The sequence below is a fragment of the uncultured Corynebacterium sp. genome, from assembly GCF_902782855.1.
GTDB lineage: Bacteria > Actinomycetota > Actinomycetes > Mycobacteriales > Mycobacteriaceae > Corynebacterium.
The window spans coordinates 1-12,826 of sequence record NZ_CACZOO010000179.1 but is presented as its reverse complement, the minus strand read 5'-3'; the positions used below and the strand labels follow the sequence as shown (position 1 = coordinate 12,826).

The 12,826-nt window shown below is 70.1% G+C and carries 12 protein-coding genes; 7 read left to right on the top strand and 5 right to left on the bottom strand.

The features are described 5' to 3' along the window. From QZV72_RS08000 to QZV72_RS07970, 7 genes are all read left to right on the top strand, one after another. On the top strand, window positions 1–696 hold a 696-nt coding region (locus QZV72_RS08000), incomplete at its 5' end, for an ABC transporter ATP-binding protein (protein WP_297007062.1). Then, on the top strand, window positions 696–3,287 hold the full coding sequence (locus tag QZV72_RS07995; protein WP_297007059.1) for an FtsX-like permease family protein: 2,592 nt from the start codon (window positions 696–698) through the stop codon (window positions 3,285–3,287). The genes QZV72_RS08000 and QZV72_RS07995, both read left to right, overlap by 1 nt. Beyond that, entirely contained in the window at window positions 3,284–3,634 is a 351-nt protein-coding gene (locus QZV72_RS07990; RefSeq protein WP_297007056.1) for a hypothetical protein, read from the top strand. Before QZV72_RS07995 ends, QZV72_RS07990 begins: the two co-directional genes overlap by 4 nt. Before the next feature lie 4 nt (window positions 3,635–3,638). Then, window positions 3,639–4,712, top strand: a complete 1,074-nt coding sequence (locus tag QZV72_RS07985; protein WP_297007054.1) for a hypothetical protein — start codon at window positions 3,639–3,641, stop codon at window positions 4,710–4,712. Between the two features lie 101 nt (window positions 4,713–4,813). Further along, window positions 4,814–5,530: a hypothetical protein gene (locus QZV72_RS07980; protein ID WP_297007050.1), complete on the top strand. Its 717-nt coding sequence runs from the start codon at window positions 4,814–4,816 to the stop codon at window positions 5,528–5,530. A gap of 17 nt (window positions 5,531–5,547) precedes the next feature. Then, window positions 5,548–7,086 (top strand): serine/threonine-protein kinase, encoded by a 1,539-nt coding sequence (locus tag QZV72_RS07975; protein WP_297007049.1) that lies wholly within the window; start codon window positions 5,548–5,550, stop codon window positions 7,084–7,086. Window positions 7,087–7,183: 97 nt separating this feature from the next. After that, window positions 7,184–7,999 carry a hypothetical protein gene (locus tag QZV72_RS07970; protein WP_297007046.1) on the top strand — a complete coding sequence of 272 codons (816 nt, stop codon included), beginning with the start codon at window positions 7,184–7,186 and terminating at the stop codon, window positions 7,997–7,999. A 95-nt stretch (window positions 8,000–8,094) separates the two neighbouring features. Here the strand turns inward: QZV72_RS07970 and QZV72_RS07965 are convergent, their stop codons facing one another. Genes QZV72_RS07965 through QZV72_RS07945 form a run of 5 tightly spaced genes read right to left on the bottom strand, consistent with a single transcriptional unit; the run spans window position 8,095 to window position 12,746 of the window. After that, window positions 8,095–9,891, bottom strand: a complete 1,797-nt coding sequence (locus tag QZV72_RS07965) for an FUSC family protein (RefSeq protein ID WP_297007044.1) — start codon at window positions 9,889–9,891, stop codon at window positions 8,095–8,097. A gap of 51 nt (window positions 9,892–9,942) precedes the next feature. Next, entirely contained in the window at window positions 9,943–11,244 is a 1,302-nt protein-coding gene (locus tag QZV72_RS07960; protein ID WP_297007065.1) for a hypothetical protein, read from the bottom strand. A gap of 23 nt (window positions 11,245–11,267) precedes the next feature. Then, window positions 11,268–11,459 (bottom strand): hypothetical protein, encoded by a 192-nt coding sequence (locus QZV72_RS07955; RefSeq protein WP_297007041.1) that lies wholly within the window; start codon window positions 11,457–11,459, stop codon window positions 11,268–11,270. A gap of 10 nt (window positions 11,460–11,469) precedes the next feature. Continuing rightward, a complete protein-coding gene (locus QZV72_RS07950; protein WP_297007039.1) occupies window positions 11,470–12,444 on the bottom strand; it encodes a C40 family peptidase in 975 nt (324 codons plus the stop codon). Beyond that, entirely contained in the window at window positions 12,441–12,746 is a 306-nt protein-coding gene (locus QZV72_RS07945; RefSeq protein WP_297007036.1) for a hypothetical protein, read from the bottom strand. The genes QZV72_RS07950 and QZV72_RS07945 overlap by 4 nt, the downstream gene beginning before the upstream one ends. Between the last annotated feature and the right edge of the window lie 80 nt (window positions 12,747–12,826).

Below are 12,826 nucleotides of genomic sequence, written 5' to 3'. Positions count from 1 at the left end.
TACTTCCGTTCCGGTGACGAGACCGTCACCGCCGTCGAGAATGTCACACTGACCGTCGAATCCGGCGAGATCGCCGTGGTCATCGGCCCCTCCGGCTCGGGGAAGTCCACCCTCCTGCAGCTCCTCGCCGGCCTTGACCGGCCTGACTCCGGCACCGTGTCCATCGGCGGCGTCGACCTCGGCGGACTGCGGGACCGTGCCCTGACCCGGCTGCGCCGTGAACGCGTCGGTTTCATCTTCCAGGACTTCCAGCTGCTGCCCCGGATGACCGCCCGGCAGAACATCACCCTGCCGCTCCGGCTCGCGGGAAGGTCCGTGGACGACGCCGAGGTCGAATCTCTGGCGGAGACGCTCGGTATCCTCCACCGTCTCGACCACCGGCCCGGTGAACTCTCGGGCGGTCAGCAGCAGCGCGTCGCCGTGGCCCGCGCACTCCTCGGTCAGCCGGACATCGTCTTCGCCGACGAGCCGACCGGAGCGCTGGACTCCGCCACCGCCGACGATCTGGTGGAGCTGTTCACCTGGGCCGCCCGCCGGCGTCGGCAGAGTTTCGTCATCGTCACCCACGACGAGCGCATCGCCGCGCGCGCGGACTCGGTCCACCGTATGACCGACGGCCACCTCACCACCGGTGTCGCCGGCGGCACCGCCGCTCCGGCCGATACCGGCGGCACCGATGTCCGGACGGTCGACTGATGCCCGTCCCCACCACCCTCAGCCTCGTCGGGCATGAGCTCGCCGCGTTCCGCCGCACCCTCGCACTACTCGCCGCAGTGCTGCTCGGCGGTGTCCTCGTGGTGGTCGGCAGCATCCTGGGTGCCACCCTCGACAGCCGGGTGGACGCCGGGGCCGGGATCAGTTACGAGGGTGCAGACCTTGTGGTGCGCAGTCAGACCGGTGCCGGGACCGGCGTCGGGGGAAGGGACGCCGACCCCACCGCCGCCGGGGGAGGAACAGGCATGTCGCCGGAGGATGTGCAGCATCTCGCCGCACTCGACGGCGTGGCCTCGGCTGACGGCCTCACCCGTGCCCGCGCCGCCCTGTGGGCCGGAGGAAAGGTCACCCCGACCGTCATCGAGTCCCTGCCAGCGGAGAACTTCCGCTGGCAGGACCTCACCGACGGACACTACCCGCAGACCGGTACCGAGGTCGTGCTGGGCAGGAAAACCATGGACGACACCGGGCTCGGCATCGGTGACCGGGTCACGATGGGCACCGACGAGTCCGGTACCGGTGAGTTCACGGTCGTCGGCGAGGTCGACACCCGTGGTGCCCTGGACTACACGGACACCGACTACGCGGTCGTCACCCCGGAGCTCGCGGAGGCCTTCGCCGGTACCGACGGGTCCAACGAGGTGCGTATCGCCCTGGAACCGGGGGCCGATGCCCGAGCCGTCACCGCCGAGATCAACGCCACGGTCCCCGGCAACTGGCCGGAGACCACCGCCGCTCTGGTGGAGTCCACGAAGACCCTCTACGATACCGGCCTGTCGATCCTGTCGTTCACCGTCGACGGCTTCGCACTGATCACCGCCTTCGTCGCACTGACAGTGCTGGGCACCGTGATCTGGGCGTCCCTGCCGGAACGCCGTCGCCAGCTCGCGCTGATGCGGCTCATCGGCGCCTCACGCACCCGGATCAGTACGGTCCTCTTCCTCGAGTCCGCGCTCATCGCCCTGGTCGGCGGACTGCTGGCAGTGCCGGTCGGCATCGGTCTGGCCTATCCGGCCATCCCGCTGCTGGGCATGGTTCCGGGCGTTCCCGTGATCCCGTGGTCCCAGGTGGTCGTCCCGGTGGCCCCGCTCATCGCGGTACCGGTCGTCGCTGTTCTCGGCGCGCTGGTGGCGGTCGTGGGGCCCGCGGTCGCCGGTGGCCGCGTCTCCCCGGCGGACTCGCTGCGCCGGTCGACCGGTGCAGGGCAGTCACGTCCGAAGGCGGTCGCTGTCCGGCTGACGGCCGTCGTCGTCCTCGCGGTTCTCGCCCTGACCGCATCCCGGTTCGCGGGGGCCGGTGTGGCGGTCGTGGCCGGGGTGATCTTCTTCCTCACTTTCGTGGCCGCCGTCCCGGCGCTGTGCTGGGCCGGGGCGGAACTGGCAGGACGTCTCATCGGTGACCGGCATCCGCTCGGGGAGATCGGTGCGGCGGAGATCCGAAGCTTCCCGGGACGGACCGCCGCCACCGGGATGGCCGTGGTGCTCGCCGCAGCGGTCACGGCGGTCAGCTGGGTCAGTCTGGCGTCGGTCTCCGCGACAGCGGACGCCCGGTCCGGTGCCGACCCCGGACCCGAGATCATGGTCGGTGCCTACACCGGATCGGCCGCCCTCGATCCGGTGGTGATGCAGGCCCTCGGCGACGTGGACGGGGCCGGCGGCACCGTGCCGGTCACCGTGGGCCGGATGCGGCTGACCGGGGAATCCCCGGCGGGGACGGCGTCCGCCCCGGGACAGCCCGGCAGCGGAACCCGCCTGATCACCGGCATGGTCGCCGGACACGCCGCAGACTTCGCGGCGGTCACCGACGGACGGTTCCCGTTGGCGGAGTCCGACCCGGGGGCGGTGTATCTGCCGTTCTCCGAGCAGGCGCCGTTCCGCGACGGGTCAACGGTCACTCTCACCGGTCCGACCGGCGAGCGTCCGCTGACCGTGCACTATGTCGCCGACCTGCCGCTACCGGGCCTCATCGACCCCTCGGTGACCTCGGCGGTCGGCATCGTGACCGTGCCCACCGCGGTGTGGGTCGCACTCGGCGGTGACGGCGACCGCGGCGACGTGCTGGGGTCGGTGCGCACCGTCGCCACCATCGGCGGTGAGCTGCCGGTCACCGGCATGACCGTCACCGACGCGAAGGTCGACACCATGGTCGACACCGCGCGGGTCATCGCCACGGCGATGCTCGCCGTCGCGGTGGTGATCGCGGTGCTCGGTGCCGTCGTCACCCTGACGACGAGCCTGCGTGGGAGGTCCGGCGAATTCGCGGTCCTGCGGCTGCTCGGCATGGAGGGTGCGCAGCTGCGCCGCCTCGTCGGCTCGGAGACCGTCGTCGTCGGGGCGGTCAGCGTCCTCATCGGACTCGCGGCCGGCGTCCTGCTGGGATGCGTGACCGCCGGTGCGCTGGCCACGGTGCTGGGCGTGGAGACGCGCGTCGCCGTCCCTCTCCCGGCCCTGGCGGTCATGGGTGCGGTCACCGTCGTCGCGCTGCGAACGGCGGTGACCGTTCCGGTCGACAGAATTTCACTCGTCCCACCGGCGGATGCGCTGCGGGACGCCAACCTGGGAGGAAACCAGTGACACATGCACGAACGAGGCGGTGGACGGCCGGCGTCGCCGGGATCGCCCTCGCCCTGGCCGTGGGCGGTACCGGAGCGGGGGCTGCCGTCGCGCAGTCTGTGGAACCGGCGGCGTCCACACCGGTGTCGGCGTCTCCGTCGGCTCCGGCGTCCGCCACGCAGGACGCGGCCCCCGCCACGGAGGACGCTGTCCCTGCCGTCACACAGTCCGACCCGCACAGCAACGATGTCTGGGTGCCCGACTGGATGCTGCTGGTCGTCGCCGGTGCCGTCGTCGCCGCCGCCGTCTCACTGGCCACCCGGTCCTACCTTCGATTCACCCGTACCCGCAGAGAGCTGGAGGGATAGTCCCATGCCGAAGAATTCCACCGTCATCAGGACCGCGGCGTGCGGCGCCGTCGTCGCGCTCGGATTCGGGATCGCCCCGGTGTCCGTCCTCCCGCAGGCGCTCGCCTCCCCCGCCACAGCGCAGCAGACCTACACCTGTGCCGTCACCGTCGACGAGAACCCCACCGAGCCCAGTTACATGGACCTCACCGCCAACATCACCCTGAACCTGCCCGACCGGGTCGCCCCGGGGGACGCCTTTTCCGTGGACGGAACCTTCCAGGTGCAGCTGCCCGGCGAGATCGGCGCACTGTTCGCCGGGTACTTCCCGTTCGCCCAGGTCACCTCGGACGCCCTGACCCTGCCGGTGAATGTCGCCGGGCAGGACCTGCTGGTCCGGGCCTCCCGCATCGACAGTGGCCGGGTGGACACCCGCAACCTGCCGGTCGTCTTCACCAGCAGCTTCAGTACCGATACGATCGCCGTACCCGCGGACGCCGGCGGCGAGGTGGCCTTCAGCATGCCACGCAATGACAGCGTCCCCTCGCTCAACGAGGACGGTACGGCGGCATTCACCGCGACCCTGTTCGCCGAGGGTGGCATTGTCCCCGGGTACGACAAGGGCACTGACCGGGTGTCCTGCAGGTCCGCCCCGGGTGAGTCCGCACCGATCGGCTCAGTCGCGGTCTCCGGTGCCGCCGGGGCTGGTGCTCCGACGGCGACCACCGGTGGTACGGGTGCCGTCACCGGCTCCGGTGCCGTGACTGCGGCGACCGGTGGCGCGAACCGCGTCCAGGCGGCCCAGGGGGCGGCGTCCCCCAGCGCCGAGGCGGTCCCCGGCGACGAGGGGGACGATGACGGGGCCGACGCGAACGCCGTTTTCTCCCGGGCCGACCAGGCGCTGGTTGACCAGCTGCGTCTGATGTCGATGAACCAGGCGGCCTCCGGTAGCGGCGGCGGCTCCTATCTCTCCAAGGCTGCCGTGTGCTGGGGGACTCTCTGCATCGTCACCGCCGCCGTCCTGTTCACCGTCCTGACGAACGCCCGAACCCGACGCCTGGACCGCGCCGAGGACAGGTACTGGCCAGGTACCGACTGAAGAGGTACTGACGTCCCGCGTCCCCGACGTCGTTGGATAGGATGAGCTGGTCGGCAGTCCGACGCCTTCAGGGAGCTCGGGACGAAACACACGGAGGAACAGTGGCGCAGTACGCGGTACATCCCGGCCAGATGGTCGTGGACGATCTCATCGGGCACCGCGTCGCCCTCGACCCGGGGCAGGCCCTGATGACCGGACGGTCGGCCCGTTTCCTGGTCGGGGAGGACGACGAGTTCATGCACCGTAGGTTCCTCCAGTTCTGGGCCGACGGCACCACCTGGATGGTCAGCAACCACGGCACCCGGATCAGCGCCAGCATCCATCCGCGGGCCGAGAACTCCTTCGCTGAGCTCCGGGTCGGCCCCGGTGCGACACTGCCGTTGCCGCCGGGGCAGTCTGCGGTGGTCTTCGCGACCTCCGGATGCACCTATGAGATTCACCTCACGGTCGCGAGGACCCTTCGTCCGCCCGACCTCGACACCGGCATCGACACCGGCATCGACCCCGGCATGATGACGGTGGGGCGCTTCGAACCGAATGAGGAGCAGAAGCTGTTGCTGCAGGCCCTCGCCGCCCCACTGGTCGCCGTCCCCGGTGCCGGGATGGACAAGGTCCCCACGGTCCGTGATCTGGAGCGGACGCTCGGCTGGTCACAGAAGAAGGTCAACACCAAGATCGACTACCTGTGCCGCTCCCTGGAGGGCAACGGCGTGCCGGGGTTCTCGGTGCGCAGCGGGAATTCCCCGGCCCGACGTTTCGCCCTGGCCCGTTACGCCCGGGAGAACTACTGGTCGCTGAAGACCCGCGGAACCCTGTAGAGGCGGTGGCACCGACAGTGAACGAGCACAGGGACGGGGACGGGCACAGGGACGGAAGCGGAAGCGGACTCTCGGGGGCTCCGGCCCCCGGTGACGACGGCTGGACCAGGTTCCTCAGCTTCCTGGGGGAGAGGCACGGTCTCACCGACCTCAGCCAGATCGGCAAGGGTGGCATGGGTCGGGTCTACAGGGCCCGCGACAGGGAACTCAACAGGTGGGTGGCGGTGAAGGTGCTGGAGAGCGCCGGGGCGACCCCCGACGGTCTGCAGCGGTTCCGGCAGGAGAGCCGGATCCTCGGACAGCTGCGTCATCCGGCGATCGTCGGTGTGCATTCAGCGAGGATCTCACCGGACGGTGTGGCGTACTTCGTCATGGACTATGTCGACGGTGGTGACCTGGGTTCACTGATCGCCTCACGCCGCACGTCCGGTGGGCCGTTCACCGTCGCCGAGACCGTCGGGCTGCTGCGTCCGGTGGCGGACGCCCTGGACACGATCCACGACATGCGTCCCCAGGTCATCCACCGGGACGTGAAACCGGCGAACATCCTCGTGCCGGGCGGGGCGCACCGGCACAGTGCGTGGAACGCCTCAGTGCTCACCGACTTCGGCATCAGCCTCACCCAGGACGACACCCGGTTGACCTCGGTCGGGTTCCTCATCGGCACCGACCGCTACATGGCGCCGGAGCAGTTCCGGTCGGTCCAGGGAGGACCGGTACCGGGGGCGTCGGTGGACCTGTACGCCTTCGCCCTCATCGTCTTCGAGATGCTCACCCTGCGTCCGCTGCGGGAGACGATGCCCGAGGCCGCGTGGCGTTTCGCGCGTCAGTTCCCGTCCGTCCCGGCCCGCGCACTGGCGGGGCCCGACCAGGGCAGGGCCCCGGCGATCCTCACCGTGCTCGCCCGGGCCCTGGCGGATGACCCGTCACAGCGGTACGTCTCGGCCCATGAGATTCTCAGCGCGCTGGAGGCCACGACGGCGGCACCCGCCGGCCCGGCACCCACGGCGCAGACCGCCCCGACGGTGCAGGACGCGCCCGGTGCGCAGGGCCGCCGTTCAGACCGGCCACAACGACCGCGGCGCAGCCGACGACGCGTCCTCGTCACGGTATCCGCCGTGGCGGCCGTGGTGGTCCTGGCCCTCGGTGGCGTCGCCGTGGCGGACCACGCCCGTCATCCGGGCTGGTCGGACGCGGAGCAGTCGATGGTGGCGGCGTTCCCGGACCTGCTGCCCGACAGGCAGGACGAGTCGGGCTGGCTCGGCATGACCTGCTCCTCTGCATCCGCCGGGGACGGCGAGCGGGCGAGAATCACCTGTCACGGCGGTGGACGTACGCTGGTCGTCGCCGACTTCGGCGATGCGGAGACCCGGGACAGGCTGGGGTCCAGTGCGGCGACGCGCGTACTGACATCCGGGGACTGTGTCATCGAGGTCGGTCCCGTAGGTGATGCACAGGTCGCACTGCCACAGGCGGGGGACCGGGACCGGTACTCGCTGCTGCTGGCGTCGGACACCGCAGAGGATGACCTCAGGGGAGTTCCCGTTTGTTCATGACGTTCCCGTGAGACTGTCGCAGAATTCTCAGGAAGATGCGTTAGTCTTCATTCTGTCAACAATGAGTAGGGTTCACTCACCGAGAACCAGAACGGACGTGACCAGAGCAATGCCCAACTACGACCTTTACACCGAGCTGGGGCTGGACAAGGACATGCCGCCCGCAGAGATCGGGTCGCTGCTGGAGCAGCGGATCAACGGACTCCTCGGCCAGGGCTACCAGTCGAACTCGCCGGAGGTCGACCAGCTCACGACGGCCCGGATGATCCTCTCCGACCCCTCCAAGCGCAACGCCTACGAGGCGGCGTTGGCGGGTCCTGACGGCGTCATCGACGTCTCCTGGCTGCACCAGCTCGCCGACAGCCGGCCCACCTCCTCCGAGGCCCCCACCGCCCTGTCCGTCGGGCAGCAGCCCGTCCTGTCGTCCGGTCACGCCCCGTCCTATGACGCTTCGGTGACCAACGTGCTCAACGCCGGAGGAGATCCGTCCTCCCCGCAGGTCCCGCAGAGCCCCCTCGACCAGTACGGGCAGTCCCAGTTCAGTCAGCCGGGCCCGTACGGTCAGCCCAGTCACAACTCCGGCGCTTTCGGAGCGCCGGTGCAGCAGCCCCCGGCGAACTCCCAGTTCGACGTCACCTCCATGTCCGTCGCCGGCCGGGACCGGTCGCAGTCGAAGGTCTATCTCACCTGCCTGGCGATCATGGTCATCGGTATGATCTATCCGCTGATCCTGCTGTTCACCTCCGATGACTTCGACATCTTCAAGGGCATCCTCTTCGCGATCGCCCACACGGTCGCCTGGGTCGGCATCGCCGAGATCATCTGGAGTGTGCGCCGCATCGTCGCTCCGGAGGAGAACGGGGCCGACACCGGGGCCGACATCACCTCCGCCCCGGACAGTGCCGCGAAGTAGGAAACCAGGTGGCCGACCGGGTCGCGGCCCGGTGGGGCACCGGACGAACCCGGCGGGTGGGGTGCGACGGGGACGTGCGGGCGGGGGCCGGGGGATCAGGGCACCGTGACCTGGCGGGCGTGCCTCACCGTCGCCGCCAGCTCCGTGACCTCCGCCGGGGCCACCGCCCGGTCTCCGGCGGTGGTGCAGAAGTCCAGCAGCAGGTAGCCGGCGCGTTGGATGGCCAGGTGCCGCGGCCAGTGCTCTTCGGCGAACCCCGGGGCATCAAGTGCGACGGACTGCGCTGCACGGCGCTCACTGAGCAGCTCGTACTGCAGGTCACGGCGCTGTGCCAGGGCGTCCTGCACCGAGGACGCCGTCAACAGCTCACCGAGCAGCGCGCCCATCGCCTCAAAGGAGCGATGGACCAGGCGCCGTGCGTGACGGACTGCGGCGGCGCGCGGGTACAGCCACAGTGCGGCCATCGAGCACACCGTCGCGAGCCCGATCTCCGCCCACCGGGCGGTGACGACCTCTCCGAGGGGGAGTTGGACGGTGCCGCCCATGAGCAGTGCCAGTGAGGTGGAGGCCATCACAGTGAACGCGTAGTTCTTCACCACGAAGACCTCGGCGAAGAACTGGCACACCGCGAGGACCAGCAGCAGTGACCAGTCGTGGACGCCGGCCAGGTGGATCAGCGCGAAGATGCCGACACCCACCACCGAGCCGATGACGCGGTGCAGGCCGCGGATGGTGCCTGCACGGCGTTCCGGACCCCACTGCAGGACCAGCATCGCCGAGAGCACAGCCCAGTCCGGGCGGTCGAAACCGCAGGCGATACCGACCACCCCGGCGGCCAGGCACGCGACGGTCACCTTCAGCGACGCCATCGTCGCCTGGGAGTACCAGTGCAGGGAACGGTACACGCGGTAGCGGACCGAGGGCCGGGACAACGGGACGGCGTGCCGGGAAAGGTCTATGTAGTTGGGGGTGTCGGTGAGCTCCTCGGCGGCGGAGTCGTCACGGCGCCCGGCGGCCGGATTGCTCCGGGCCAGCAGCACGTGTGCGGTGAGCGTGCGGTGCACCAGTTCCTCACTGAGGCTCTCTGTTCGACCGGGTGCGGAGGTCGAGAAAGAGGTTGAGGAAGAGGTTGAGGTACTCTCGCCGCCCCGTGCGTGGCCCGCGTCGAAGAGGATGTACCAGGTGGTGACGAGCAGGGTCTCGACCTGGTGGGTGCGGGCGACCGTCGGGGCGGGGTCCGCCGCGTAGGCTCCCACCGCCTTCTCCAACCGTTCCACGGCGGTGATCTCCGGGCGGTGCAGACCCCACAGTGCCGGGACCATGCCGATGACGGTGGCCGTCGCGGCGCCGAGCAGTGCCCACCCGCCGACTTCGACGGGGTTCATGCCCTGCTTGGCGACCATGGTGGCGCCGCCGGAGACCATGATGAGGAAGAATCCGCCCGGGGGCGGCAGCCGCAGCGCATTCTGCATGAACACGACGACCGCGGATACCGTGGTGGCGAAGAAGGCGATGAGCAGCAGCCACCAGTCGGAGCCGCCCGCGTCGATCGCCGGCCACACCACGGACCCGACGAAGGCCCCGGCCATCTGGCCGAAAGCCAGGAGCAGTCCGGCGGTGACCATGATCCGCAACCGGGAGCGGAAGGGGTGGCCCTCACCGTAGATGACCGCGAAACTGCCACCGGTGATCAGCAGCATCTGCTGCTCGTATCCCAGCAGCAGGGCGACACCGGCGGGGATGGCCATCGCCAGGGCGGCGCGCAGTGCCCCCGGCCATGTCGGACGCGGATTGTGCACCGCAGTGAGCAGTGCCCACCATCCGGGTGCGGTCGGGGGCGAGTCGGTGGCCGGATGTCCGGGGGTAGGGGACGGGGAAGAGGAACTGGTCACCCGCCAACTATAGGACCGTGTGCGGCCCGTCCCGGAGGCAGGTGAACGTTCTCAGAACTTCGTGAAGTGCTCGGTGAGGCGCCGTTCCATCTCTCCCCAGCCCTCGGACTCCTCGTCGAAGGGGGCGGTGGGGGTGCCGGAGGACGGTGATCCGAGCATGTAGGCGATGTAGTCCTGCAGTCGTGGATAAGCGAGCAGGACCTTGTTCACCGAGTCGTCGTCGGCCCAGTCCGCGGCGTCGGCGACGAGCTCGTAGGCACGGGCCAGCTGGTCGGTGTCGACGGCCTCGGTGCCCTTGGCGATGTCCTCGCGTAGACCGGTGAAACCGTACTCGTTCGACGGGTGCACGGTGACCTCCAGCTCACCGGCGTTGGCCAGGGTCACCAGGTCGGACCAGGTCTGCATCTCGGCGAGGTCGTGGTCTCTGGCGTCCACGATCCAGCGGACAAGGGCACGGCCCGAGGTGAAGGTGTGGATCCGGGCGTTCTCGCCGAGGAAGACCGGCTCACGGTCACCGACATAGCACCGCAGGGTGTAGACGGTTGTGCCGTCGACGGTGATGCGCACCGGGTCGATTCCGGCGGTGGCCCAGGGGGTCGAATCGTAGGGGTCGGAGGTGTCCGTGTCCTTCACCTCTGCCGCGTCCCCGGCCGCTGCCGCTGAGGCGTCTGCCCCGTCTGTCCCGGCGGCATCCTGCGCGGCCTCGGCGTGTGCCGGGGCGTCAGCTTCCCGGCTCTTCTCCTCTGCGGTGGCGATGTCGGCCTCGGCGAGGGCCAGCGACTTCTCGTCGACCTCCGGAGTGACGATCTGCTGGTCGACGAGTTCCAGCATCTCCTTCCAGTTGCTCAGCACCGTGTAGCCCACGTTCGACCACTCGCCGAGACCGTTCTCGCCGTTGTAGTGGTCGGCGCCGCGGGCCGTGTTACCCAGGATGGAGTAGGAGCGGAACCAGGTGGTGATCTTCTCCAGGCCGCATACCGCGCCGAGGGACCTCAGCACGTCGAATGCGGAGGCGACGGCCTTGACGTTGTCGAAGGACGGGCGGCCGGCGAGGTGGTTCGGCACCTCGATGAGGCTGATCCGGCCGGACTTGCGCGGGGTGACCTTCGCCGCGGCGTTCTCCGAGAAAGCGGCCCATCTCGGGTGGTCGACGAGATCGTGCGCGTCCCCGCCACGGTGATCTCGGATCCAGGCGAGGAGAGCGGCGGGGGAGTCGAAGCCGAAGACCCCCGAATCGTCACCGAGGAACGCCTGCCACTGCTCGCCCCGGGCGATCCATCCCGGAGCCCAGAGCGTGAAGAAGGTTCCGTCGGTGGTCTCGAGTTCGAGGGGGACGATGCCGCGGTCTGCCAAGAGGTCTGCCATGGTCGGCAAGTCTAGCGGGCGGAACGTGGCGGTGCGACGGGCTGTGCCCCCGAAGCGTCGACCGCCCCGGGCGCCGTACTGAACAGTCGGCGGTCCAGTACAGCGGGCACTGTCGGCGGGGGAGGCCCGAGGAACTGCCCGGCATGGTAGCCGGGGTCCGCCGGGGTGGAGGTGATTCGGGCGAGCCCGGAACGTTTCCGCATCGTGCCTGTCCTATCCGGTGGGACGGTAGAAGCCGTGGAAGCCCATACCGATGTTCTCGGTGCGTACCGGTGACATCTGCACCGGATCACCGGCCTCGATCATCATGCCGTCACCGGTGACCATGGCGACGTGGCCGTCCCACACCGCCAGGTCCCCGGGCGCGAGCTGGTCCACGGGGACCTGCGGTCCGACCGCCTGGGCGTTGGCGGTCCGGGGGATCTCGATCCCCGCCTGAGCGTAGGCCCACCGGGTCAGTCCGGAGCAGTCCATGCCCTGACCCGGGACATTTCCGCCCCAGACGTAGGGGGTTCCCAGTGCGGACCTCGCGGCGTCCACCGCTGCGGCGGCCTGCGGGGTGGGTGCGCCGATGACATCGCCGGACTCCACGGACCGTGACGGTGCCGCATGGTCGGTGGCGCCGGGTGTTCCGGACGCCGCCGCCGCGGCCGGTGGCCCGGCGTCCGGTGACCCGGTCAGCGGCGGTGCCGGGGCGGTGGGGGACGCTTCGTTCACCACCTCCACCCGTGACGCCAACCCGTCGAGCTCCGATTCCAGCACAACGAGGCGTTCCGCAGCCCGGGCCAGGTGCGACCATCCGGTCCGGGCGGCGGCGGCACCGGTCACCGGGGTCACCGGGGAGACCATGAGCAGCGAGACGACCTCGCGGGCGCACTGCCCGGCGATGGAGGTGATGTCGTCGGCGGCACGGGTCACCGCGGCCACGGCCTCCCCGGCCAGGACCTCGAGGTCCCCCGACAGCCTGAGCAGTTCCACGGCCCGGCGACCGGCGTCGGCCAGAGTGGTGACGACCGCGGTGCCTGCTGAACCCGTCACCGCTGCCTCAGCCATCGCCGGGAGACCGGACAGGGCGTCGGCGAGGCCGGCGTCGCCGAGCAACGCGGTGAGCGGGTGGACACCGGGGGCCGCGGCGTCGGGGATGAGCCGGGCGACCGGGGCGACGACCGCAGTGAGGTCGGGGATCATGACCTGCCTCCGTGGAGGGAACCGAAGCGTCCGGCGGCGGTGGTCTCCTGGCGGTCCAGGGCTCCGGCGAGGCCGGTCAGGCAGACCCCGGCGTCAGCGTAGAAGCGGGCGAGGTCGGTCGCGGCGGCGGCCTGCCGGGCACGCGCGGCGGTGAGGGAGGCGAGGAAACGTGACGCCTGGGGGATCGCGAACACCGGTGGCGCTTCCCCCGGATCGGCGCCGGCGGAGAGACGCCCTGCAGTCAGCGAGGCGCTGTCGGCGACGGTGGCGAGGGCGGCGGGGTCAGCTGTGATTCCGGTCATGACACTGTTTGACTCCGGAGGCGGTGCGGTGGTTCCCCGCGCGGCCAAGTATTTTGGAACGCATGGAGATTGTCGAGGTA